Annotated in this window: 19 protein-coding genes; 3 read left to right on the forward strand and 16 right to left on the reverse strand. The window is 47.4% G+C overall.

The features are described from left to right. Positions 1 to 13: 13 nt before the first annotated feature. A complete protein-coding gene (locus tag AO726_RS02300) occupies positions 14 to 913 on the reverse strand; it encodes a LysR family transcriptional regulator (RefSeq protein ID WP_058066427.1) in 900 nt (299 codons plus the stop codon). A gap of 117 nt (positions 914 to 1,030) precedes the next feature. On the opposite strand from AO726_RS02300, the gene AO726_RS02305 reads away from it, so the two are divergent. After that, complete coding sequence (locus AO726_RS02305) at positions 1,031 to 2,689, forward strand: GMC family oxidoreductase (protein ID WP_058066428.1); 1,659 nt, start codon at positions 1,031 to 1,033, stop codon at positions 2,687 to 2,689. 95 nt (positions 2,690 to 2,784) lie between these two features. Beyond that, a complete protein-coding gene (locus AO726_RS02310) occupies positions 2,785 to 4,407 on the forward strand; it encodes an MFS transporter (protein WP_058066429.1) in 1,623 nt (540 codons plus the stop codon). 144 nt (positions 4,408 to 4,551) lie between these two features. On the opposite strand, the gene AO726_RS02315 is transcribed toward AO726_RS02310, so the two are convergent. Then, positions 4,552 to 5,871, reverse strand: a complete 1,320-nt coding sequence (locus AO726_RS02315) for a spinster family MFS transporter (protein WP_058066430.1) — start codon at positions 5,869 to 5,871, stop codon at positions 4,552 to 4,554. A gap of 403 nt (positions 5,872 to 6,274) precedes the next feature. Here AO726_RS02315 and AO726_RS02320 point away from each other — a divergent pair, with 403 nt between their 5' ends. Further along, on the forward strand, positions 6,275 to 8,455 hold the full coding sequence (locus tag AO726_RS02320) for a putative bifunctional diguanylate cyclase/phosphodiesterase (RefSeq protein WP_058066431.1): 2,181 nt from the start codon (positions 6,275 to 6,277) through the stop codon (positions 8,453 to 8,455). Between the two features lie 39 nt (positions 8,456 to 8,494). Here the strand turns inward: AO726_RS02320 and AO726_RS02325 are convergent, their stop codons facing one another. From AO726_RS02325 to AO726_RS02385, 14 genes are all read right to left on the reverse strand, one after another. Continuing rightward, on the reverse strand, positions 8,495 to 9,730 hold the full coding sequence (locus AO726_RS02325; RefSeq protein ID WP_058066432.1) for an O-antigen ligase family protein: 1,236 nt from the start codon (positions 9,728 to 9,730) through the stop codon (positions 8,495 to 8,497). A gap of 45 nt (positions 9,731 to 9,775) precedes the next feature. Continuing rightward, positions 9,776 to 11,161, reverse strand: a complete 1,386-nt coding sequence (locus AO726_RS02330; RefSeq protein WP_058066433.1) for an undecaprenyl-phosphate glucose phosphotransferase — start codon at positions 11,159 to 11,161, stop codon at positions 9,776 to 9,778. Between the two features lie 290 nt (positions 11,162 to 11,451). Continuing rightward, positions 11,452 to 12,567: a DUF1972 domain-containing protein gene (locus AO726_RS20845; protein WP_082629028.1), complete on the reverse strand. Its 1,116-nt coding sequence runs from the start codon at positions 12,565 to 12,567 to the stop codon at positions 11,452 to 11,454. Next, positions 12,554 to 13,960, reverse strand: a complete 1,407-nt coding sequence (locus AO726_RS02340; RefSeq protein ID WP_058066435.1) for an O-antigen ligase family protein — start codon at positions 13,958 to 13,960, stop codon at positions 12,554 to 12,556. The genes AO726_RS20845 and AO726_RS02340 overlap by 14 nt, the downstream gene beginning before the upstream one ends. A gap of 23 nt (positions 13,961 to 13,983) precedes the next feature. Continuing rightward, positions 13,984 to 14,934: a polysialyltransferase family glycosyltransferase gene (locus AO726_RS02345; RefSeq protein ID WP_152987215.1), complete on the reverse strand. Its 951-nt coding sequence runs from the start codon at positions 14,932 to 14,934 to the stop codon at positions 13,984 to 13,986. A 22-nt stretch (positions 14,935 to 14,956) separates the two neighbouring features. Next, positions 14,957 to 16,018 carry a pseudaminic acid synthase gene (pseI, locus tag AO726_RS02350; RefSeq protein WP_058066437.1) on the reverse strand — a complete coding sequence of 354 codons (1,062 nt, stop codon included), beginning with the start codon at positions 16,016 to 16,018 and terminating at the stop codon, positions 14,957 to 14,959. 17 nt (positions 16,019 to 16,035) lie between these two features. Further along, on the reverse strand, positions 16,036 to 16,533 hold the full coding sequence (gene pseH / locus AO726_RS02355) for a UDP-4-amino-4,6-dideoxy-N-acetyl-beta-L-altrosamine N-acetyltransferase (protein ID WP_058066438.1): 498 nt from the start codon (positions 16,531 to 16,533) through the stop codon (positions 16,036 to 16,038). Continuing rightward, a complete protein-coding gene (pseG, locus tag AO726_RS02360; protein WP_058067072.1) occupies positions 16,526 to 17,638 on the reverse strand; it encodes a UDP-2,4-diacetamido-2,4,6-trideoxy-beta-L-altropyranose hydrolase in 1,113 nt (370 codons plus the stop codon). The genes pseH and pseG overlap by 8 nt, the downstream gene beginning before the upstream one ends. Before the next feature lie 4 nt (positions 17,639 to 17,642). After that, positions 17,643 to 18,443 carry an SDR family NAD(P)-dependent oxidoreductase gene (locus AO726_RS20850; RefSeq protein ID WP_082629029.1) on the reverse strand — a complete coding sequence of 267 codons (801 nt, stop codon included), beginning with the start codon at positions 18,441 to 18,443 and terminating at the stop codon, positions 17,643 to 17,645. Next, the gene (locus AO726_RS02365) at positions 18,443 to 20,164 is read right to left on the reverse strand and encodes an aldo/keto reductase (RefSeq protein WP_082629030.1); all 1,722 of its coding nucleotides are present in this window, start codon (positions 20,162 to 20,164) and stop codon (positions 18,443 to 18,445) included. Before AO726_RS02365 ends, AO726_RS20850 begins: the two co-directional genes overlap by 1 nt. After that, entirely contained in the window at positions 20,065 to 21,222 is a 1,158-nt protein-coding gene (gene pseC, locus AO726_RS02370) for a UDP-4-amino-4,6-dideoxy-N-acetyl-beta-L-altrosamine transaminase (RefSeq protein ID WP_058066440.1), read from the reverse strand. The genes AO726_RS02365 and pseC overlap by 100 nt, the downstream gene beginning before the upstream one ends. A 3-nt stretch (positions 21,223 to 21,225) precedes the next feature. Beyond that, on the reverse strand, positions 21,226 to 22,224 hold the full coding sequence (gene pseB / locus AO726_RS02375; RefSeq protein ID WP_058066441.1) for a UDP-N-acetylglucosamine 4,6-dehydratase (inverting): 999 nt from the start codon (positions 22,222 to 22,224) through the stop codon (positions 21,226 to 21,228). Between the two features lie 31 nt (positions 22,225 to 22,255). Beyond that, positions 22,256 to 23,512, reverse strand: a complete 1,257-nt coding sequence (locus tag AO726_RS02380; protein ID WP_058066442.1) for a lipopolysaccharide biosynthesis protein — start codon at positions 23,510 to 23,512, stop codon at positions 22,256 to 22,258. A gap of 82 nt (positions 23,513 to 23,594) precedes the next feature. Next, positions 23,595 to 24,839, reverse strand: a complete 1,245-nt coding sequence (locus AO726_RS02385) for a Wzz/FepE/Etk N-terminal domain-containing protein (protein ID WP_152987216.1) — start codon at positions 24,837 to 24,839, stop codon at positions 23,595 to 23,597. Between the last annotated feature and the right edge of the window lie 34 nt (positions 24,840 to 24,873).

The raw sequence follows: 24,873 nt of genomic DNA on the forward strand, positions 1-24,873 counted from the left end.
CACAGGGGCGGACTTAGTGCGCCCCGCTCCCGCCCATCAGTACCGCCTGCTCCTGCTCACACAGCCCCAGCAAATAATCCCAGACCAAACGCAAGCGCACCGAGCGATGCAGCTCCCGGCGCGTACTCATCCAGTATTTGCGTTCAATAAACAGCTCCGGCAAAACCGCCTGCAGCTGTACATCATACGCACCGACAAAGTGCGGCAAGATCGCAAGACCAACGCCAGAACGCGCTGCCTGCTGTTGGGCAGACACACTGGTACTGCGGAAGATCACCTGCGGATGGCGGCAGAAACTCTGCTGGAACATCAGCTCCTGCGTGAACAGCAGATCATCCACATAACCAATCCATGCGTGCTGGTTCAAATCCTCGCGACTGCGTAGTGGCGGTGCCTCCCTGAGGTAAGCAGGGCTGGCATACAACCCCAGACGGTAACGGGTAAGTAAACGGGAGATAAGCAAATCAGCAATAGGCTGCTCCAGAGTGATAGCGATATCCGCCTCCCGGTTGGTGATACTGACAAAGCGAGGCACCGAGACCAGCTCAACCTCCAACCCCGGATATTGCTTGAGCAGGCCGCCCAGACGCTGCGCCAGAAAACCGTTGCCCAGCCCTTCAGTAACGCCAATGCGCACCTGGCCAAGCGGTGAAATACTCTGGCTGAGCTCCTCTTGCGCCAGCAACGCGGTGTTCTCCATTGCCTCTGCATGCTGCAGCAGCGCCTGCCCTGCCGGAGTCAGCTGGTAGCCACCGGTATGTTGCACAAAAAGCTGTGTGCCCAAGCCGCGTTCAAGCTGCTCAATGTGCCGCGCCACTGTGGCGTGAGTGGTGTCCATCCGCTTGGCTACCGCCAGTAATCGGCCGGTGCGGTGCAACTCAAGGAAGTAACGCAAATCCCCCCAATCAAACACAGACACCTCCGCCTGTTAGAAAACGAACAACCAATGGTCAAAAATGATCGTTTTTTTAACGCGAATGAACGATTAGCCTCAAGCATCAGACAACAATAAGAAGCAATGAGGTGCGCAATGTCACAGGATTCCTGGGACTACATCATCGTCGGCGCAGGCCCAGCCGGCTGCCTGCTTGCCAACCGCCTGTCTGCAGACCCGAGCAAACGCGTCCTGCTGCTCGAAGCCGGTGGCAAGGACAACTATCCCTGGATCCATATTCCGGTCGGCTACCTCTACTGCATTGGCAACCCGCGCACTGACTGGTGCTTTGATACTGAACAGGTGCCAGGCTTGGCGGGCCGCGCTCTCAAATATCCGCGCGGTCGCGTTCTCGGCGGTTGCTCCTCAATCAACGGCATGATTTACATGCGCGGCCAGGCCCGGGACTACGACAGCTGGGCCGCACAAGGCAATCCAGGTTGGGCCTGGAACGACGTGTTGCCACTTTTCAAAGCGGTTGAAGATCACTATGCCGGTGCCTCCGAGCTGCATGGCAGCGGCGGCGAGTGGCGGGTGGAACGCCAGCGTTTGTCTTGGGAGATTCTGCAGGCCTTCCGCAGTGCCGCCGCGCAAACCGGGATCGCCCGGATTGAGGACTTCAACGGCGGAGATAACGAGGGCTGCAGCTACTTTGAAGTCAATCAGCGCTCCGGCGTTCGCTGGAATGCCTCTAAAGCCTTTCTCCATCCTGTGACCCACCGCCCCAACCTAAGCGTACTGACGGACGCTCAGGTTGAACGCATCCTCCTCGAAAACGGCCGTGCGAGCGGTGTGTTGCTACGTCATCAAGGTGAGCACAAGCAGGTACTGGCGCGCAGGGAAGTCATCCTCTGTGCCGGTGCAATTGGCTCCCCCACACTACTGCAACGCTCGGGCATTGGCCCGCAGCGCCTGCTGCAAAAGCACGGCATTGCTGTTCGACATGCGCTCGAAAGCGTAGGCGCCAACCTGCAGGATCACCTGCAACTGCGCCTGATTTATCGCTTTAGCGGCGCACCTTCACTAAACAAGATCGCCGCCAGTGTCTGGGGCAAGATGGGCATGGGCTTGCAATACCTGTTCAAGCGCAGCGGGCCTTTATCCATGGCCCCCAGCCAACTCGGCGCGTTTGCTAAGTCTGATCCGCAACAGACCAGCGCGAATCTCGAATACCACGTACAACCCTTGTCGCTTGAGCGTTTCGGCGAGCCGCTGCACAACTTTCCAGCCTTTACTGCGTCCGTTTGCGATTTGCGTCCGCTCAGTCGCGGCAGCGTACAGATTCGCTCGGCCGATATGGATGACAAGCCCATCATCCAGCCCAATTACCTGAGCCACCCGCAGGATTTGCAAGTGGCAGCCGATGCCATCCGCCTGACCCGTCGCATCGTCTCAGCCCCAGCCCTGTGCCCTTATCGCCCGTTGGAATACAAGCCAGGTCTGGAATACCAGAGTGAAGATGATCTGAGGCAAGCCGCAGCAGAAATTGGCACCACCATTTTTCATCCAGTCGGCACCTGCCGCATGGGCGAAGACTCCACAGCCGTAGTTGACAGTCGCCTGCGTGTCCACGGCATCCCCGGTCTGCGGGTTGTCGATGCGTCAATCATGCCCACCATCACCTCTGGCAATACCTGCTCGCCGGTGCTGATGATCGCGGAGAAAGCCGCCCGCATGATCTTGGCCGACAGCGAGCGCCTGAACCTTAGCTCCACCCTGAACTCAACCCAATTTGCATCCACCGCGTGGTCTTAATTCTGCGGTAGATGCATGCAACCGGTGCCGTACGGCCAGGAGGTCGATACCGAATAATAAAAAACTGAAGCCCCACAAGGGCAGGAGAACGCTCAATGAGCCTATCTGCAAAGAACCCGACCTGCGCATCTACTCAGGTATCCCGGCATGAAGAACGCAAAGTGATCTTGGCCTCGTCACTGGGTACGGTTTTCGAGTGGTACGACTTCTTTCTCTACGGTGCCCTGGCCGCGATCATCAGCAAGCAGTTCTTTGCCGGGGTCAATGACACAACTGCGTTTATCTTTGCTTTACTGGCGTTTGCCGCCGGCTTTCTGGTGCGACCGTTCGGTGCGCTGGTGTTTGGCCGTCTGGGTGACATGATCGGGCGTAAGCATACCTTTCTCGCCACTATCGTACTGATGGGCCTGTCAACCTTCTGCGTCGGCCTGCTGCCCTCTTACGCCAGCATTGGCGTGGCAGCGCCGGTCATGCTGGTGGCCCTGCGCATGCTGCAAGGGCTGGCATTGGGTGGTGAATACGGCGGTGCTGCCACCTATGTAGCTGAGCATGCTCCCGCTAATAAACGCGGCAGTTACACCAGCTGGATACAGTCAACAGCGAGTGCCGGACTACTGCTGTCATTACTGGTGATTGGTGTATGTCGTTATCTGACTGGTGACGACTTCGAGGTCTGGGGCTGGCGTCTACCGTTCCTGTTGTCGATCGTACTGCTGGGGATTTCCACCTGGATCCGCCTCTCAATGCACGAATCCCCGGCCTTTGTGAAAATGAAAAACGAGGGCAAATGCAGTAAAGCCCCGCTGCGGGAATCCTTTACCCGCTGGAACAATCTGAAAGTGGTACTAACTGCTCTGTTCAGCATCAACGCCGGTCAGGCTGTAACCTTTTATACAGCCCAGTTCTATGTCCTGTTCTTTCTGACCCAAGTGCTAAAAGTGGACGCCGGTCTGGCCAACAACCTGCTGATCATTGCCATCGTTATCGGAGCACCGTTCTTTATTGTCAGCGGCTGGTTGTCTGACCGAATCGGCCGAAAACCGGTCATTGTTGCCGGGCTACTGCTCGCAACCCTGTTGTATTTCCCGCTGTTCAAGGCGCTGACTCACTACGCCAACCCTCAAATTGATGCAGCCTCAAGGCAAGCCCCTGTCACTGTGATTGCGGATCCTGCAACCTGCACATTTCAATTTGATCCGGTGGGCAAGGCGCGCTTCGACACACCGTGCGACCTGACCAAAGCACAGCTGGCCAAAGGCGGCATTCCTTATCAGACCCTAGCCAGTGAACCTGGCAGTACGCTGGTGGTAAAAGTGGGTTCGCACAGCATTACAGGGCTTGATGGCGAAGCTCTGAGCGCAGCACTGAAACAGGCTGGCTATCCCGCTGAAGCTGACTCATCCCAACTCGACCACACCATGGTGGTTGTCATCATGGTCGCCCTATTGCTGATTGCCTGCCTTTGCTATGGCCCGCTCGCGGCCATGATGGTTGAACTGTTTCCAACACGCATCCGCTACACCTCACTGTCACTGCCTTACCACATCGGTAATGGTTGGTTTGGTGGGCTTCTGCCGACGATCTCCTTCGCGCTGGTAGTTTACACAGGCGATATTTACTACGGTTTGTGGTACCCAGTGCTAATAACCGGCGCGAGCCTTATATGCGCGCTGCTATTTCTCCGTGAGACACGCCACAGGGACATCCACGCCGAATAACCACTCGGAAGTACCGCCGAGCATAGCGCCATTACGGTTTGAAATTGCAGCTCACCCTCCTAGCTAACACTTCAAACCGTACGCCAAACACCCGCACAAACAGCTCCACAGCCACTGTCGATGCACACGGTGAGTGCACGGGCATCACTCCCCAGCAAGCCCACGCTGCATGGCTTCGGAATCAGCCACGAAATTGCGGGAGGCCATGAAGAGCGCCACCATCGTCAGCAACATCGCGACCGGCACCATATACAATGCGTCGTGCAAGCCAACAGCCCTAAAAGCTTCCGTCATCTCTACTGCACCTGCCGCCACCATAGCAGCGTTGGCAAAGTAGTCCGAAAGTCCTCCTACAACCACAGGCCCTAAACCGCCACCGAGCAGATACAACCCGGCAAAGAACAATGCCATCGCCGTGCCACGCAGACGAGGCTCAACTACATCTTGAATCGCAGTGTACACACAGGTGTAGAAGTTGTAGGAAAACAGCCAACCTACACTGAATATTGCCACGAAAAGCGAAATGTCTATCCGGCCGGCCCACAATGCAAGACCGGTTGCTGCAGCAGCGACCAGTAAGCTGCCGGTCGCAAACAATAAGCGTCCACGCGCCCAACGCTGGTGGATTTTATCGGCAAGCCATCCACCCAACGTCAGTCCGATCAGCCCTGTAACACCGACAATGACCCCTGTTGCAACGGCCGCGTCTTGTAAGGACAAAAAGAAGTAACGCTGCAACATAGGCACCATAAAGGAGTTGTTGGCGTAGGTTGCGAAGTTGAATGCCAGCCCCGCCACGACTAACCACCAGAAAGTCCGAATCGACAGCACTTTACGCATCGGTTTTTCGACGACTTCAGCCTTGGCCTGCATCTGTTCAGCTGCGCCACGCTGCGGCTCTTTAATTAAAAAGATGAACACAGCCAAGATCAGTCCAGGGACCGCAGCAATAAAGAATGGCGCGCGCCAGCTGCCAAAGGCTTCAACCATTGCGCCGATGGTGAAATACGCCAGCAGTAACCCCACCGGCAATCCAAGCATGAATATGCCCATAGCTCGGGCGCGCTTATTCGCCGGAAATAAATCACCGATTAATGAATTAGCCGCAGGCGCATAACTCGCCTCACCGATGCCAATTCCCATGCGCATAAGCAAAAAGCTCCAATAGCTCCAAGCAAGCCCATTGAGAGCAGTCAGCCCACTCCAAACCGTTAAGCCCAACCCCATTATTTTGCGACGCGAGCCTGTATCGGCCATTCGCCCTAGGGGAATACCCGCAATTGCGTAAACCAAAGTGAAGGCTGTGCCCATAAGCCCGATTTGGAAATCGTTGAGATTCCATTCCAACCGAATGGGCTCGCCCAGAATCGCAGGAATCGTCCGGTCAAAAAAATTGAATAGGTTAGCCAAAAAAAGAAGGAGCAAGACGCGCCAGGCATTGGACGCTTGTTGAGGCTGGTGCATGGTTTATCTCTCTTGTTGTCAGCACACGCAATCAGTGCCGAACATTACACAGCACCTTGAGGTGCAATCTAGAAGCAAGAGCCGCCGTTGTCAGCGACTATTCGCCTGCGTTATATCGGTTAATGAAAGAGCTGCTCCCTAGCCACGCCATATTCCTATCCGCCCACCTGATGAACCTTCAGCCCCCAGCCTGGCAGCAATAATAGTGCAGCCGCTTGCTGCGTAATACGCCAGCGCAGCATTTACAGCCCCCTCAAACCAATAGGCAGTCGACCTGTAAGCTCATGATCAACAAAAAAATGCTCTGGATCAGAAAGGTCGATCTATGACTTTGCACGCTCAAGCATGAATAGAAACCTGTGCTTCACTAAACGTAATCCTTTGTTAAGCAAGGCCAGGTCTCATGCAGTGGTTCCCAGTCCAATTTTTATCTGAGCTGCCGCTTGACCACTATGTGGTTCTCACCTGCAGCCATACCCTGTGGTTGGTCTTACTTTCCTACCTGATTGCGGTATTCGGCAGCCACATCACCCTAACAATCGCAAAACAGGCCAGTAGAACCGCCAACACAATAATGAAACGGGTATGGACAGTGCTGGGAGCCATATGCCTGGCAGGCGGTATTTGGACCATGCACTTTATCGGCATGCTCGCTTTCAAAGCCCCGGTTTCCATTCATTACGACCTGAGCGTCACGCTTTTTTCATTTCTGGTGGCCCTGACAGCCTCACTGATCGCCATGCACTACATGACCATGCAAGCCCCGCGCATGCTCCAGCAGATTCTCGCGGCAGTACTGATTGGCGTGGGCATTTCTGCCATGCACTACAGTGGAATGACGGCCATGCAATCAGTGGCCAAGACCTATCACCATCCAGGATTGTTTGCCCTTTCAATCCTCGTCGCTATCAGTGCTAGCTATGCGGCGCTCAAGCTCGCCGAATACTTTCGTGATGGAGAGAAACGTAACGTCACCTGGCTGAAATATTCAGCAGCCATGGTTATGGGCGCGGCTATCTGCTCAATGCATTACACCGGCATGAGCGGGTTGTACTTAGTAGTCCCGGATAATACTCCTCTGCAACTGCGCAGCGCCGATAACAGCGTTCAGCTGGGGCTGATCATTGCGTCAATCACCTTCCTAATTCTGAGCCTGAGCCTTGCAGCAGCTTGGGCCAGTAGAAAACTGGAAGAGAAAGAACAAGACCTGCAAAGGGTAAACATCCTGTTGCACCAACTTGATCAAGCTCAGGCTTCACTTGAACAGATCGCCCACTTCGACCCCCTCACAGAGCAACTCAACCGACGCGGGTTCAACCGCGTATTCAATGCCGCGATAGAGGAACACACCATTTCAGGACGCAACCTGGCAGTGATGTTCCTCGACGTCGACCATTTCAAACGAGTCAACGACACCCTCGGCCACGATGCCGGTGACGAACTCCTACGCATCGTTGCGCAGCGCATCCGCAGCTCCTTGCGTGAGCGCGATATTGTTTCCCGCCTCGGAGGAGATGAATTCTGCATTGTGACCAGCATCGATAGCGATGATGCCCTTCTGCCGCTCGCCAATCGCATACTGGAAAAAATGAAAGAACCGATCAACTTGGGCGAACGCAAAATGGTGATGACCACCAGTATTGGCATCAGCCGCTTTCCGCAAGACGGCGTTACCGTAGAAGAACTCATCAAACATGCAGACTTGGCGCTTTATCAGGCCAAGGCTGACGGACGTAATACCATCCATGTGTTTAAGCAGCACCTCACAGAAAAAGCTTCCATCGAACTGCAACTGGAAGAAGATCTGCGCCAGGCCCTACAACTGGATAAAGACCTAAAGCTCTACTATCAACCCATAATCGACCTATCCAGTGGCGAAGTAACCCGACTAGAAGCGCTAATCCGCTGGCAACATCCCCGTCTTGGCTTACTGACACCAGAGCGTTTTATAGGGATTGCAGAAGCTAATGGATTTGTAGAACTCCTGGATAAATGGGTTATGCAACAGGCCTGCAAAGACCTCGCAATCATGCTTGATCAAGGCTATCGAAACACTAAGATCGCAGTTAACTGCTCAGCAATAAACCTCACCCACAACCTGCTCTCCGAAAGCATCAGCGACGCACTTCAGGGCAATAACTTGTTGGCCGAGAGACTGGAGATTGAAGTAACAGAAAGTACTCTGCTGAGCAATATCCGTTGTGTCAAAAATCAACTCGAATCTATCAAAAGACAAGGCGTGAGCATCGCCCTGGACGACTTCGGAACCGGCTACTCATCACTGACGTATCTACGTCGATTACCCTTGGATGTACTAAAAATTGACCGCTCTTTCATCAAGGAAATAACAGAGTCGCCACAGGATAGGGAAATTGTCAGAGCCATCATCAGCATGGCCCACGCACTGAACATGAAAACCGTAGCCGAAGGTGTTGAGACAAACGCTCAACTGAGCTTGTTGGTGGAATTGTCCTGCGATCAGGTACAGGGCTACCTGTTCAGTAAGCCGCAACCAATGGAAGAAATCCACGCCCGATTCCCACCTAAGCGCCCTGTTTTAGAAAGTGCGTATGCGAAGTTTTAAATGTGTTTGTGTAATTGCAATTACACAAACACATCGTAATCAGCCTAAGGAAGTAGCAGGCTTGCGCTGGACACCCAACAGGATCCCTACAGGGAACCAGAATATGACCCAATAAGGGCTAGGCCGGTGAAACACTGCATAGACATCAGAAATCATTGCCACCATCGCAAAAACCAGCAATGCCAAGCCTAGTAGGGCGATCGGCTGCTCACGGCACTGCCAGCCTTTCCACAACAAACTCAGCAACAGCGCAACAAATAAGCTGATGCCGACGATGCCGTATTCATACCAGAGTTGCAGGTAGAGACTGTGAGCGTGAACGACTTCAAAACCATTGGAAAATCGGTAGAACAACTCCGCACCAGCACCTGCTCCATATATCCAGAACGCATTCAAGTGGTGAAACCAATTATCCCAGATATGATCCCTATTACTTAAGCCGACAGTATACTCAGCCAAAAAAACCGACCAATATAGATATATAAAAACAGCCCCAGCCAGTCCCCCTAAAATCAATAAGAGCTGAGATTTTCTATTGAACGAAATAATTAACAAAGTTAAAGCACTTAAAATTACAGAAAACCATGCACCACGTGAAAAGGTGAACATTACATAAAGAGCGACACCAAGTACGCAGACAACCAAACTTATAATCTGCCAGGTACGTAATGGAAAGCAAACGAAAAGCCAACAAGCCAAAACTATAAAAATACCGTAATAAAGGCCTGCAACAACAGGGTGCCTAAGATCAGCAAGACCGCCCCAGCCGAGCTCAAAAAGCCTGTAGCTGCGCACAGCTGGATAAACTAGAGGCCTATCTAAAACACCATATTGATTGAACAGTGTTAGCCAAGCAAATAAGGCAGAAACGAAAAACACACAGCCCACAAGAATTTTAAAACCAGTTAAGCTTTGGCTTGCAACGCTGACAGCATATACATAAAGAAGAATCAAAAGTACAACTTTTAGCCAGTACCACGCATCCCGAACAGACCCTTCATGTAAGGCACCAACTAAAAAAACCCAAGAAAGCAAAAGAAAAAACAAGATGAAGGACAACTGACAAGAAACTAAGAAATCAAATTTCCTGACAACCAAAAGAAAAAGAGACGGTATAAAAAGAGAAAAGTAAAGCTGAGTAGCATACTTACTACCATCTTGATTAAAAAGCAGTCCCGATATTTGAATAAAAATACCCAGACAGACTAATAAAAATAAGTAAGAGAAAGCTCCTTCACCTAGACCCCCACGCTGCCGTCGAAAAAAATAAGTCATCAAACCAGACTACCTAGCAATACCAATCATCGAGATTCAGCAACATCAATACGCATTACTACCAACGAACCCTTTATACACCGTCTTAACTATAATCTTTAGATCAAGACCTAGTGACCAATTATCGATATACCACAAATCATACTCTACACGCTTTTTCATCTTATCTAAGGTATCCGTCTCTCCGCGGTACCCATTCACCTGTGCCCAGCCTGTAATACCAGGTTTAACCTTGTGACGCTGCATATATGACTCTACCAGATCCTTATAATACTCGTTGTGAGCTAGCGCATGCGGACGAGGCCCCACAATAGACATTCGACCTTGTAAAACATTAAAAAATTGAGGTAGCTCGTCGAGACTAGTACGCCGAAGAAATGCCCCGACCTTGGTTACCCGGGCATCTCCTTTGGTTGCTTGAGTAACTGTGCCGGATGACTCGTCGTGGACAACCATTGAACGAAATTTATACACTTTAAAGCGTTTGCCATTAATCCCCGTACGGTACTGCTTAAACACTACCGGCCCAGGGGAGGTAACTTTAATTGCTACACAAATTAGTAAGCATACAGGAATAATAAGGATCGAAATCAATCCCCCTATAACTAGATCTTCGCTCCTCTTGATAAAGCGTGAAGCCCCCTCCATAGGAGTACAACTTAAATCTAGGGAGTATAGTCCAGCTATACTGCTGATGCGATGATTTAAAAGTGGGATATCACCCCATTCAGGGATAAAGCGTATTTCGACTGTATGATGACGCAACTCATAAAGCACAGCCTTAATAGCAGAACCTGCAGAAAGTGGCAAACACAACCAAACTTCATGTGCGCGACTGCTGTTTACAATCTCAACAATTTTATTCAACCAAACATTATCAGAATCGTACTTTAACCTTGCAGAAACTTGATAGCCATATTCTCGCAATGAGCTCTCAGCAACATTCAAATTAGAAGCATCAGAATCGATCTCAACTAAAACAACCCCTTTTAGGTTATGGCCGCTTAAGCGTAAAGCACGCAATACGTGGAAAAATATTGCCCTCACCAATACACAAGTAGCAAACCCGACTCCCAGCATTAGAAAAAACCACTTTCGGGAATAGACACCTGAAATCTTAAAGAAGAATGCCAAAGCAAAAGCAAAACCTGCCGCAGTCAGCCAGCCAAGGTTCAATGTAGCAAGCTGACGAAGGAACGAACGCCCTCGCCAGGAGCGGTAGCTACCACAGAGCAACAAACTCAATATGACAAGTAATGCAAAAGAGAAATTCGCCAAGGTATAACGAACATCCATTTCAAAAGTCTGAAAGCGGCAATAAAAAGATAGATATCCAGAACCAATAACAAGCAGAAAATCAAAAACCGCCGCCAGAACCGCAACAGGATAACGTTCAGCAAATGTAGGCTGGTAAGGTCGATTGAACAGCATAGTCTTCTGCGGTACTCCCTACTAAACAAAGTAAACCATAACGAGAGATTATTAAAAAACAACCATAGCAGGCAACGAAGATTTTCTCGAGCCTAGGAACACACGCAACGACTTTTTCTCAAAAAATAAGCAAAATAAAGACGCACACCATTTTCTGGCTCGAATTGGTACTGAATCACACAATGGGGGACAGCTACCATAAAATGACTCTCACCAAGAACGCACTCAAGAAAAGTGAGGCACCTAGCGAGATACATACGATCAGCGATACCCTACAGGGAAACGGGTTCTTATAGCTTAGGATGCCATTGGCACAAAAGCTGCTCGTACTCGCCCAAAACTTCGGGCCAAGTAAAACGCTCATGAAATCGCTGTAAACTCCCAGACTTCATAGTGGAGATATCAAAACCATCATCGATTAGACGGTCGAACAAACCAGCACAGTCAGACTCGTCTGCAAAATATGATGCGCTTTCACCAGCAACCCAGCGATTAAAAGAATTGTCTTGTGCAATAACAGCACAACCGGCACCAAGCGCTTCAACTAAAGAAGGATTTGTGCCACCAACACGGTGGCCGTGCAAATAAAATCGGCAATAAAATCGGAGCGCTTCGACAACTCGAGAATCATATATGGCACCGGGAAAAACCACTTCGTCACTAGCAACCTTCATTACAGCACGGTGAAAGTGATTGGATTCAGGCTGAAAATTACCTAGAACGACTAGCGTATGTCCTCGTACACGCTTACTAAAAGCACTCACTATCTCTAGAATAGAGTTTTCAGGTTCAGGGCGTGCAATAATTACTGAGAACTTCCCAGGAGTGAGGCCATATGTTTGTAAAGGTTCAACCTCGGCATTGCATACTTCTGCACCACCATAGGGGATCATAGTAATCTTGCTGCTACGTACCCGAGTCGCCAAATGGTTTTTAATTTGTGGATGATCAGCAACCAAGTGATTTCCGACCCAGCAACCGATTCGTTCATTTATCCAAAACCAAGTTTTGGCAACAGCCCCCCACTTATCTCGACGCCACTCAATACCGTCCATATTGATGATATTTACTTGGCCTTTTATACGCTGAACAACATTGAAAACAGCAGTATTATAGCCAAGAGTCAATACAATACCGTCATGAGATAGTGCGTGGAAGGAAGCTTTCAAATCAAAGAGAATCGTGCCAAGCACCCCCTGTGCTTTTACAGGAATATTAATTAAATTAACACCCGACCATAAGCTTTTAGTTATGGGACCACTTCCATCCTGCTGGCAGTAGACAGTTACATCCCATCCTTTCCCTACTAAATACAAAGATAGATTTTCAGCAAACGACTCAAATCCACCATGGCAAGCAGGCAATCCTCGGATTCCTAAAATAATTAGATGCTTACGATCTGACATCTACATTTCCTGACTTTAAATAATACAGAGAAAGCGAACAATAAAAGATCAAAACTGAGAGCTGATGCTTCCAACTCACAGCATTCGTCAATCCGCAAATAAGAAAAACCAATAAAACTGAAAAACATCGCCACTGTTCATTAGACAATTTATGAGAACGGACTGCCCGTACGAGAGGGTTGATGTAGATTAGCATGAACATCCCTCCACCCAATATTACCCCATAAGACACAAAATAATTGAGCATATCTTGGTGTGGATCGAATACCGAGTCGAAGGGCACTCCATAGTCATACTTCAAATACGCCCAATTACCCCCACCAACACCTAACCAGAAATTATCTAAGAACATAGATATGGTTGAAGACCACAAGATTATTCGAGTGACCATCGAAGATGAATCAGGCGTAATAGATATATAACCAGGATCATACCCTGACTCAAAAACCAACCTCACCCCATTAACGACGCTCTGTCCAGCTGAGGTATAGCCGAGAAGCCCAAAACCAGCAACAGCGCCCAAAAGAACGAATGCCACAAAAATATCGATTCGATTGTATTTAACAATAAACATTATAAACACGGCCAAAAATGTGGCGACTAACGAGAATCGTGTAGCAGAAAAATAAATAGCCAATAAAAAAGCAAATAGAGAAAATAAAGAATAAAACCTTTTATAAAAACTATCTCTCTGCAGGGAAAGGACAAATATAGCTGCCATAAAATGGCCAAATGCGTTAGTACCATAATTCCCGCTTGTCAATCGATCATGACCACGCAACCAACTAAATACAGCCGCCTCAACTATTACAGCCAAGCCGACAAAGATCAACGATTGAAAGAATTCTTTATTATAGGAAGTTACATTCGAAAAATTGAAAATAAACATCATCAAAATCAAATATCTTAGCTGGAACCCTCCTATAAGAGCCGTACCACCGTACCCGGAATAAATTGCCGATAACAATACAAGCGCATAAATTCCTACCACCGACACTAAAAGCCCCCAAAAGACTAATCTTGAGGACCTTGAAAAATCGCAGTATGCAATGACGCCCGCCATTAAAAAAATGTCAATATGAGTAAAGAAAGAGAATTGAGGCGAATCGGCATCTATCGAGATTGGCAATGATGGAAATATGTCATTGATTGCATTAGGAGTGAAGAAAACAATAAATGGTGCAATTCTCCAGTAATTTTTTTCTGAAGATAACGCACACGCCATAAGCACAATATAAAAAAATAGAGAAGCTATAGATAACCACCCCAGCTCCTCCAAGAAATGAAAATCACTAAAGATAAGACCTATAGCAAACCAAGAGACAACAAGAAGCATCAAAAAAAATTTTGATAGAATATTGATTTGATGACTCCCAACCACCCCCACGTTCATTTATATATACATCCCGATCCAAATCATAAACACTTGATATCAAATCTCTTAAAAAAGTCATCTAAAAAAATTTTCTCACCCGAAACTATAAGATCGACTTTATTCCCGGCAATAGATATAGATTCTATCTCCGAGTGACAACGCTTTATATTGATCAATGCTGAGCTATAGAAACTCATTACACGCTTAGGTCTCAAGGTCATAACTAACATTTCCGCTGGGATTTCAGCACTCTCAGCATCAAGCTTAGTCATTCCCGGAATTACACCCTCATTAAAGTCATGATGCGGCTTATAGTAATATTTGTACTCTGCTGGGGGATACTGTAAGTACATCTTCTCCAAACATTGAAAACGTTCAGACTCTGTCATTCGACCATTCGTATTTTGATCCAGAAAGAGGATTATTTTTTCATCATAATTAAGCTGAGGGGCCACAAACTCCAAGCGCCAAAGTCGTCCTAAGCTTTCTTTACGTACAGCTAGTTCGGGCATAGACAAGAATGCCCCGTCATATGAGCCAGCATCATAACCTGCTAGATGTCCAGCATACTTCTTATAAGGGTGAAGACAAAACAGGGCGAACACTCTTTTAGTCAATGATACAGGCTCATATACAAGCTCAGCATCATAATAATTCAGTAGCCCGTCCTCATATATAAAACACCTCTTGCCATTTCTTTGGACAAAGAAAAGATAATTCGTAAAAATGTTTGCCGGGTGAGGCATATACACATCAATATCTTTCTTAGTCAACAAATACCATTTAACTTTAAAAGAAAAAATGAAAAACATTATAAAATTTGATAGTTTACCACCTCGTCCTGTATGAAAAGATCGCTTATATCTCCTCTGCGTCTCAGGCCACAACTTACTAAAGCAGCAGTAAACCTCACCCTCTAGTGAATCAATAATTTGACGACTTGCGTAAGCATGATAGGGCGTAAAACCAATTACAATAGAAACTTTTGACAATTCACACCCCGACACTCAGAACCTAACGTTTAACAGCAAGAAGACCTTCAAGGACAGGTGTATTTCTTCTAACATCAACCAGTAATGTACTACCCAATACCTGTTCATAATGTTTGGGTGCCATGCCATATCCAGGACGAACACTTCTGATCATATCAGCTGTAATGGTATCTCCAGCCACACCATCTCGCACGAAGTATAATGACCTACGAAACTTAACATTTACACTTTCGCTGGACTTCCGACCGTAATCAACTTTACCCAGTGCTGACCAAGCAATTTTGCTACCTTCACACAATGCTTTTAAATCCTGTGGTTCCAGAGAAAAACTATCATCAGGCCCACCACCATTTCTGTCTAGGGTAAAATGCTTCTCAATGATGCATGCACCAAGAGCAACACTGGCAATTGCGGTTGTATTGTCCAAAGTATGATCCGACAACCCAGTTACCAGCCCAAAACGCTGCGTCATATCAACAATGGTTCTTAAATTATAATCCTCAGCAGGTGCTGGATATCCACTTACACAATGGAGAATCGCTAGCTCCTTGCATCCACCATCTCTTGCCGCTTCAATAGCTTCTGCAATTTCCTGATCATCCGCCATTCCCGTTGATATAATCATCGGTTTGCCGGTGCTCGCGACATATTTGATCAGCGGTAAGTCAACAGCTTCGAAAGAAGCAATTTTATATGCTGGAGCATTGAGATTTTCTAGAAGATCTACAGCCGTGCTGTCAAAAGGCGAGCTAAATATCGTAATACCCAGCTTTCTTGCGTAATCAAAAAGAGGCCCATGCCATTCCCATGGCATGTGCGCCTCTTCGTATAACTCGTATAACGACCGTCCATCCCAAAGCCCACCGCGTATCTGAAACTCTTCAGAATCGCAGTCAAGTGTAATTGTATCAGCCTTATAGGTCTGTAACTTTATGGCATCGGCACCTGCCGATTTTGCCTCTTCTATGATCTTCAGTGCAGTTTCTATCTTACCATTGTGGTTGGCTGATAACTCAGCAATTATATATGGTGGAGCCTCAGCACCAATAACTCTTCCATTTATTACTATACTTGGAATAGACATAAATCACCAAAATCCTGCTACGTCCACTCGGACGCAAGCAATCCGTATAAATATATTGAGTGGTACACCCCGGCCGTAAAACTCTGCTCCCGAAGCATACCTTCTTCTTTAAAACCTAACTTCCTGTGCAACCCCATTGACTTTTGATTAAAAGCCAATACCTGCCCACATACCTTATGCAAAGCCATTTCCTTAAATGCGTAATTAAGCGCACTCAGCCCTAGCAAGGTACCGATACCTTTTGATGCTGTCGGAGATGCATAAAAGCCCCAATCAGCTATCTTTGATTCCTTCACAACCGAAAAATTTATAAAGCCTTGCGAAGTACCGTCCAACTCGTAGATAAGTAAATGCTTGCAACTATTTTCTACTGCAGTGTCATACCACTTTAGATGCTCATCCAAGGTTATTATTTCTTGACTAAACATATAACGCCTTACATTAGGATGATTTCTCCAACTCAATATCATCTCTAACTCGGAACGTTTCAACTTCCGGACATTCCCTTTATCCATGCTTATCTCCCTCGACGAGAAAGTCAGCTATCAGAAAAACACCAGTACCTTCAGTAATCCTTATCGACTCTCTTGTCATAGAAAGCATTCTATGTGGACTTAGAAACTTTGAAAGACTAGTGGATATATCCTTAATATTATCTAATGTTCCCACTAACTCAGCAGCGTTCGCCGCGGCAAGAGCTCGTGCTCCTGCCAATTGGTTTTCGGCAAGAACAATCAACAGTGTTGGAACCCCTAAGCAGCAGCGCTCCCAAGAAGTACTCCCTGCAGCACCGATCGAGAGGTCAGCATCAGACATTATCTGAGCCATATTATTTACGCCGACAAAAACCTCCGTCTCCCAAGGCATACTTCGTGCCTGCACTCTTACATCGTCTTTCCAAGGGGCTGAAGCTCCCAACACAACACTTATTTTTGTTCCCTCAGCTAATTCTGCAGTTCTCAGCTCGTGCAATATTCGAGCTGTAGCATTAGATTGATCTACCCCCCCCATTGTAACCAGGATGTGGTTGAGCTCTCCTGCAGCCCGACGTTTTAAGCTGTATTCACGGAGTTCTGAAAACTCTGGCCTCAGCAACGCGTACTGTGGACCGATTAGAAACCGACAGGGCTTACGTACTAACTTGTCGTAGTCCTGAGCTTCACGCCCCAAATTTTGGTCTAACAATAAATCACACGAATGCTCACGATCAGCCAGATCATCGATAACCATGAGCCGATTATAGAAAGGCTTTAATAGATCCTCCCAGGTCGCATCAAGGGAATAGTGATCAACAATTAGCCAATCTAGCTTCATATCCTGAATAACTAACGAGGTTTGCGCCGCATCTTCAGCCTGACTTGAACCCAACCAACTCGCATGTGCCACCACATTGGTTGTCGCAACTCCGAGACAAAGGTCATCGACATTACCGACAGGCAAGGCATGAACTTTAAAACCGTTTTCAGCTATTAGGTCTAGCAAGTTGCCAGGATGCTCACGACAAATAAAGTGGCACTCAAAACCCTTCTCAGCTAATGCCTGAGCTAATGTTAGACAGCGCATAACATGGCCACTGCCTATCTGTAGTGAAGCATCCGCTCTAAAGGCAACCTTCTTCATGCATTCACCAAGCAGTCCATCCACCATCAACAACGATGTTAGCCCCATTGATAAATGAGGAGGATCTAGCAATTAAAAAAACTATCGGCCCTTTGATATCTTCTGAAATTCCTATACGTCCTAGCGGTACCTTTTTTGAAAGCGAATCCACAAAAAAAGGACTCTGTACTTGTACCGTTGGCGCAGGAAATGGGCCCGGGGAGATACTGTTAACTCTTATACCCTCATGGCCAAATTCACATGCTGCGTATCGTGACCACTGAATTAGTGCCGCTTTAGATGCACCATAGAAAGGAGGATTAACTGCTGATGCGCTTTCATAAATACGATGATCAGGGCTAACCATCCCGTACATTGAAGCGACATTTACAACACTGGCATCCCCATCCTCAATGACTGCCCTACGCAACAAAGGCAATGCATCTCTAACGATATTATGGGCGGCCAATACAGAAACAGAATAGCTGTTTAGATATTCGGCTTGAGCGGTGTTCTCTATACTCCCCGCCCCACCAGAATATGCATTGTTAACAATTCCATTAATTTTCTTGATATTGCTGCTATCAAAAAATGACTTAATACTATCGCCATTAGATACATCAAACACAGCAGACTGAGCCAAAAAACCTAAACGTTTAATTGATGAAACCAAATCTTCACATTTGCCATGATCCCTGGAATTTACAAGAACCATTGCACCTGCTTCGGCCAGTGCATACGCCATTGCCTGCCCTAAATATCCCGACGCCCCTGTTACCAAAACCACTTTATTTTCTAGGGAAAACATCTGATTTAAACTAGCCATTAAAGACTCTTCCATAGCGCTGGATTCAGTGCACTCTCAGTCAGAATAGGCCTCATTGACTCGATATCAAGTGACTCTTCCTCAGTGAGAGGGGCGTAGTCCTGCAACATCAAGTTATCATTCAATTGCTCGACAGACTCAACACCTACGACTACACCATCAATCCATGATTGAGCAAGAACATAACTCATACATAAATCACCAACTGAACGACGCTTATACCGCTCTGCACATCTTGCCAACCAATTAATATAAACATAAGAATCTACAACATTGGCCCTCCCCCAAACAGCTGGGCTATCGCTGAGCAGTACGCCTTGAAGGTAAATACTCCTTACATGCACTATCAGCGAGCGTTCTTTCTTGACTTTCTTAATGCTCTCTATAGTCTTTTTCCAGCGCCAATCTAGAAGATTATATGGAAGCTGAATATGTGAAACGTCCTTCACATCAATCACTGAGTCTAATTCTTCTGGCGTCTGTACTGAGACACCAAGATTTCTAACATACCCCTCAGCTTTCAATTCTAATACCCGCCGCCATACTGCACCATCCGCCATATTTATATGCGAGGCACGATGTAGTAATAAGGTATCTATCTGGCCCATAGATAGTTTCGTTAAAGATTGAAAAAAACTTGCATCAACAAAGGCTTTAACTACAGAATCATTTGCATCCGAGGGCAAATCAGTTAATGGCGATAGCTTTGTAACAACCCGCACTCTCCCCTGCCAACCTCGGCCTAATGAGTTACCAATAACTTCCTCACTGACTCCATAAGCCCGTGCAGTATCTATAAATTCTATGCCATTCCGTATAGCTTTATGAATTAATGATTCTGCTACTAAATACGACGGCTGGCCTATATTATTAGCAGCACCATAATTCATTCCAAGCTGAGCTGTCCCAAGAACAATTTTGCTTGCTGGTCTTTTAACAATAATCTCTTTATTTATAGCAGCAAGCCTTGACACCAACTCCCGCCAGCTAACTGAAACAGGGTCAAGAACGCCATCAAAAACCTGTAAAACCAATTGATAATCATCCAAATTATCAATTGTGCAACGGAGCCCCCCCCTATCTAAGTCTTTGTATTTCTCAAACCTTGCTCCACCATACACTCTACGTATATAGGGCGTTACATGTTCTCGATCTGAAACAGTGGTACTTTCTCTATCTGCTTCCCGAAGTAATCCTAGGTAAGTTAACTCTGCACTTACTCCATAAGGAAGACCTGAATCTTCACCATTACAAACTAAATACTTGGCGCCAACCTTAACGAACTCATCTTCAAGCTCATCCAGAAGAGTGCCGTCAGGAAATACATTGTCCCCAGTAAGCCGAACCACTACGGTGCTGTCATCATAATGTTCAAGTGCTTTAATAAAACGTTTCAGCGTATCTAGTAACTCACCTCTAAAAACATTGACCCCATTTTCGGCCAACAACCTCGCCAGAGAATCATCACTTGGGCTATTTGAGGTAGCAACAATAACTTCACGACCTGTATTCGCTGCACGCTTCGCCGCTAAAACCGCGATAGGCAAGCCTTTAATAGGCAACATTACCTTTGCAGGTAGCCGAGATGAATTGGTCCGAGCCTGTAAAACTACCACCCCTCTCAAAGCAGTATCCCCTTCAGGCTCGAAATAACTTTGTCTTGCTGGCTCTCGGTAAGGGTTTGAAACATCGGCAGACTGATTGCTTCGCTGTAGTAGCACTCAGCCTCAGGGAAGTCTCCTGCCTTGAAGCCCATTTGCTGGTAATAAGGCTGGGTATGCACCGGAATATAGTGCAGATTGACGCCGATTCCTTGTTCGCGCAGCGATTCAAATACTTCGCGATGACTGCACTTGATCTGATCCAGACGCAAACGAATAACGTACAGGTGCAATCCCGAATATGAGTCTGGATGCTGCCAGGGTATTGTAACTGGCAGGCCTTCGAGAAGCTGGTCATACCGACGTGCCAACTCATGCCGGCGGGCGACAAACTGATCAAGCCTTTCCATCTGAGTTACACCCAGCGCAGCTTGCAGCTCTGTCATACGGTAATTAAAGCCCAGGTCAATCTGCTGGTAATACCAAGGCCCGTCAGCCTCATGTGTCATCAATCTAGGGTCACGGGTAATACCATGACTACGCAGCAAGGCCATACGTGCAGCTAACGCATCATCATTGGTCAGCGCCATACCACCTTCTGCGGTAGTAATGATTTTCACTGGGTGAAAGCTGAATATGGTGATGTCGCTGTAACGACCATTCCCAATAAACTCACTCTGATATTTGCCGCCGATTGCATGGGAGGCGTCTTCAATAACCTTGAAGCCAAAACGCTGTGCCAAAGCTGAGATAGCCTGCATATCGCACGGCTGACCACACAAGTGAACAGCAACAAGCACTTTAGGCAGTCGACCTTGTTGCTCCGCCTGAAGCAACTTGCGCTCCAACGCCTGCGGGCAAAGGTTGTAAGTGCGTGGATCAATATCAACGAAGTCTACTTTGGAGCCGCAATACAACCCGCAGTTGGCCGAGGCTACGAAAGTAACAGGTGTTGTCCACAACCAGTCGCCAGCACCCAAGCCAAGCGCAAGACAGGCAATATGCAATGCTGAAGTAGCGCTATTCACGGCCAGTGCGTGCTTTGCTCCTACATGCTCGGCAACGCGCTGTTCAAAGCGTGGAACCATAGGACCTTGAGTCAGAAAATCTGATTGCAATACATTTACAACTGCATCGATATCAGTCTGTGTAATGTCCTGGCGACCGTATGGAATCATGAATTAGATGCTCCCGATCTTTTCACGGTTAGCATCAATCCACGCTTGTAGATCAGCGTCGCTCATCCACTCAGTGTTGTTATCACTAGCGTATACGAAACCTTCAGGAACTTTTTTACCGTCTTTAATGCGCTCAGGAGAGTTAGCCCAGTCGTTGATCACTGGCAAAATTTTGAAATGCTCAGGGTACTCATAGGTGTAATAGGCATCCTCAGCACTGATCATCTGCTCATGCAATTTCTCACCAGGGCGAATACCAACGATTTCTTGCTTGGCATTTGGGGCAACGACCCTTGCAAGATCCGTAACTTTCATCGAAGGGATCTTTTTCACGTAAATCTCACCTCCCTCCATGTCCTCAAAGGCGTGCCATACCAGTTCAACACCTTCTTCCAGTGAGATCATGAAACGAGTCATGCGCTCATCGGTGATGGGCAATGTGCCTTGATCTTTAATTGACATGAAGAAAGGAATCACTGAGCCACGCGAGCCCATTACGTTGCCATAACGCACAACCGCAAAACGTGTGTCATGGCCACCAGCGTAGGAGTTACCAGCGACAAAGAGCTTGTCTGAAGCCAGTTTGGTTGCACCGTAAAGGTTGATTGGGCTGCTGGCCTTGTCTGTCGACAGAGCCACTACTCGCTTGACTCCCTTGTCGATGCAAGCGTCGATGAGGTTCATCGCACCATTGATGTTGGTCTTGACGCACTCAAACGGGTTGTATTCAGCAGTTGGTACAATTTTTGTTGCAGCCGCATGCACCACGTAATCAACGCCATCCAGTGCGCGATAAAGACGATCTTTATCTCGCACGTCACCGATGAAAAAGCGCACACGGTTGTCGCCCTGGAACTTCTTAGCCATGTCCCACTGCTTCATCTCATCACGGGAATAGATGATTACTTTTTTCGGGTTGTACTTCGCCAACACCATTGGCACAAAGGTGTTACCAAACGATCCTGTGCCACCTGTGATGAGAATTGTCGCGTTGTCAAACATGTGTACTTACCTTGGTTGAATCCTGGATGAGTTAGGGTTTAGTCAAACGAAACGGTTCGGGTGTGAGGATGAAACAAGCCGCGAGCTTCCACACCAGAATAGTAAAGAAAGCGACGCAGAGCCCCATTGGCACCGCTTGGGATGCCCACATCTGCGAGAAAAGCCACGTTGAAAGCGTGAATACTACCAGACTCAGCAGGTGGCTATGGATGATAGGTCTGTCTTGCTGCTGTGCGTAAAGTGCGTAATGGGGGACCATGCCTATCGCGTACAGGAACATGGCTAGCAACCCCCATGAGAACAGTTCTCTATGCTCCATATAAAGCGGCTTATTCAGCCAATCCAACAACGGCTCTAGCAGCGCCAGCGCACCAATCGAGAATCCGATAGAGAGAATAACCGTCTGTAACAAAAGCTTTTTCAAGTTCCGTTTGTAGCCGCAATGATCAGCTTGATTATATGAGGTAATCAATGCCGGGTAGATAAAAGCAAATACCCCCGCATCGAGAAACGCCACCATCGCACTCGCCAACCCCATGTACAGGACGTAAGCCCCTAGCACATCAAGCCCTGCAAGGCTCTCCAGCCAGTAGCGATCCAAAGTGAAGAGGCCTCGAATTGCCAGAGTGGCGACTAGTAGCGGCAGAGCAACACACACGCCCATCTTGATCCAAGACCAGTCTACCTGCCGGCCCCAACTACCAATACGCATGGACGATATTTTTACTGCAGCGTAAATAAAGCCAGCAACACCACCTAACGCCCAAGCTGATAACACCGTTGTTAAATTTCGTTGCACTGGGTCCAAGTACATAACTGCTATGGCGATAATTACCCATGCCCCTGAACGCAGAAAAAGAACAAAACTTGCTGCCAGCTGCTCCGATGCAGCAATAAGCAAACGCATCAGTTCTTGGTTGAGGTGCTCAAGAATAAGTATGAAGAGAAACCAACTCGCCAAGTACCAGGGCAAAAGCCCTAACACGAATAAAAAAAGTAGAGGCGGAAGAAACAGCACGTACAGGATAAGCGTCAGAGCTCCCTGATTTTTCAGCAGCGCGCCCCAATCATTTCTGGAGCGTTTAAGCATCTCTCGTGTTGTATAGGTATAAAAATCCAGTCCAAGGAGATAAAGCGCATACCCAATAGTAGCAGCCAGCAAGCCATATAGACCCAGTTCAGCAGGCGCCAAAAAGCGAGCCAAAAAAAAGATCAGTAAAAACTTGCTGCCCAAGGTCATTGCACGTAAACCAATATTGATCAAACGTGACAAGGAGCTGCTATTCATATAGTTAAAACCTAAAACAAAACCCTACAGGTAAACTACCGCCCGTAGGGTTTTTACAATCAGTGGCCTATAAACGCTATGGTCAGTTTTTCGGACTGTAGCGACGGAACAGAACACGCACCAGAGCGACAAAAACACCTAACATGCCACCAAGTACTATACCTATTGCGAGAGTCAGTAACTTTTTTGGACTCACAGGTTTAAGTGGCTGCTCCGCAGGCTGATCAACGCGAACAAGCACGAGTTTATCTAGATTCAAATTCATTGCCTTAAGGTGTGCTTCTTCCGCCCTCAGCTTTGCCAACTTGCTAAGAAACAGATCATCATCCTTACGATTCTTAAGAATTTCTATCTTTCTATTTTTGTCAAGGAGTTTCATCTCCCGCGCAATTTCTGCAATTCTAGGCTCGCTAAAATCATCAGCTGAACGGCCCTTCAAAGCATCCAGTTCAGCCTGCAAAACACTAGCCCCCATGAAGTAAAGAGGCATACCTCCAGACTTGTTCTCACCAGAACTATCCATCATGGCAACAGGATTAGGCTTCAAAATACCAGCCGACTTAGCGATTCGAACAGATTCCTCCAATTGGAGAATCCGGCTCTCACGCTTAACTTTCAAATTCTCTCGCAGAGAAGTTAATTCATCCTCCAGCTCAGCTCTTTTCAGCTGCTCCTCTTCTTCCAATTCGGCAATCTGAACAGCCTTGTCAGTTTTATAGCTGACACGCGCAGCATCAATCTTGCGCTGAACAGCTTCAAGACGGTTGGCGATAATAGCTTTGACATCTGCTTCTGTTCGCTTTCGCTCAGCCTCAATTGCATACTGAACCAAACCATTAGTGATGGCCACGCCATCTAACCCTTCCGCATACTCTACCTGAATACCGATATAATCAGACAGATGTGTGGGTCTTTTAGGATCTGGTTTGAGTATTTGAATTTGCTCCCGGCTAAAAAGCCGAAACGCCTGTTCTAAAGTACCAGAGCCCAATTCAAGCGATTGAAAAAGCTCATTATTCTGCTTAAAGAACCCCATACGAGTGTCGTATGACTCTAATGAAGCCCCCACTCTTTTAAGTGCATCCTCTGGCGTCAGAGGATAAATTTCGGAGGCATTCAGAGCATCCAGATCCATAGTAGAAGCAGGTCTCAAATAACTCTGAACTTCATAAACTGGCGTCACCAGAACCATATAAGAAATCGCTATCAAGATTACAAGTGACGCAATAGCAGAAATTAAGTATTTTTCACCCCAAAGATTACGAACAAGCTCTACGATGTCTATTTCACTTGGAGCGCTTGCATCTGACTTTTGATCTGCGTTCACGTAACTTCTCACTGTAAACTTTGCCAAACAATTA

The organism is Pseudomonas sp. TTU2014-080ASC (assembly GCF_001446935.1).
Classification (GTDB): domain Bacteria; phylum Pseudomonadota; class Gammaproteobacteria; order Pseudomonadales; family Pseudomonadaceae; genus Aquipseudomonas.

Excerpts from the sequence above, each read along its gene's own strand:
- AO726_RS02310 (WP_058066429.1), top strand. The coding sequence starts at position 2,785 with ATGAGCCTATCTGCAAAGAACCCGACCTGCGCATCTACTCAGGTATCC.
- pseB (WP_058066441.1), bottom strand. The coding sequence starts at position 22,224 with ATGTTTGACAACGCGACAATTCTCATCACAGGTGGCACAGGATCGTTT.
- AO726_RS02320 (WP_058066431.1), top strand. The coding sequence starts at position 6,275 with ATGCAGTGGTTCCCAGTCCAATTTTTATCTGAGCTGCCGCTTGACCAC.
- AO726_RS20850 (WP_082629029.1), bottom strand. The coding sequence starts at position 18,443 with ATGGCTAGTTTAAATCAGATGTTTTCCCTAGAAAATAAAGTGGTTTTG.
- pseC (WP_058066440.1), bottom strand. The coding sequence starts at position 21,222 with ATGATTCCATACGGTCGCCAGGACATTACACAGACTGATATCGATGCA.
- AO726_RS20845 (WP_082629028.1), bottom strand. The coding sequence starts at position 12,567 with ATGTCAGATCGTAAGCATCTAATTATTTTAGGAATCCGAGGATTGCCT.
- AO726_RS02325 (WP_058066432.1), bottom strand. The coding sequence starts at position 9,730 with ATGACTTATTTTTTTCGACGGCAGCGTGGGGGTCTAGGTGAAGGAGCT.
- pseG (WP_058067072.1), bottom strand. The coding sequence starts at position 17,638 with ATGAAGAAGGTTGCCTTTAGAGCGGATGCTTCACTACAGATAGGCAGT.
- AO726_RS02380 (WP_058066442.1), bottom strand. The coding sequence starts at position 23,512 with ATGAATAGCAGCTCCTTGTCACGTTTGATCAATATTGGTTTACGTGCA.
- AO726_RS02305 (WP_058066428.1), top strand. The coding sequence starts at position 1,031 with ATGTCACAGGATTCCTGGGACTACATCATCGTCGGCGCAGGCCCAGCC.
- AO726_RS02315 (WP_058066430.1), bottom strand. The coding sequence starts at position 5,871 with ATGCACCAGCCTCAACAAGCGTCCAATGCCTGGCGCGTCTTGCTCCTT.
- pseH (WP_058066438.1), bottom strand. The coding sequence starts at position 16,533 with ATGGATAAAGGGAATGTCCGGAAGTTGAAACGTTCCGAGTTAGAGATG.
- AO726_RS02340 (WP_058066435.1), bottom strand. The coding sequence starts at position 13,960 with ATGAACGTGGGGGTGGTTGGGAGTCATCAAATCAATATTCTATCAAAA.
- AO726_RS02330 (WP_058066433.1), bottom strand. The coding sequence starts at position 11,161 with ATGCTGTTCAATCGACCTTACCAGCCTACATTTGCTGAACGTTATCCT.
- pseI (WP_058066437.1), bottom strand. The coding sequence starts at position 16,018 with ATGTCTATTCCAAGTATAGTAATAAATGGAAGAGTTATTGGTGCTGAG.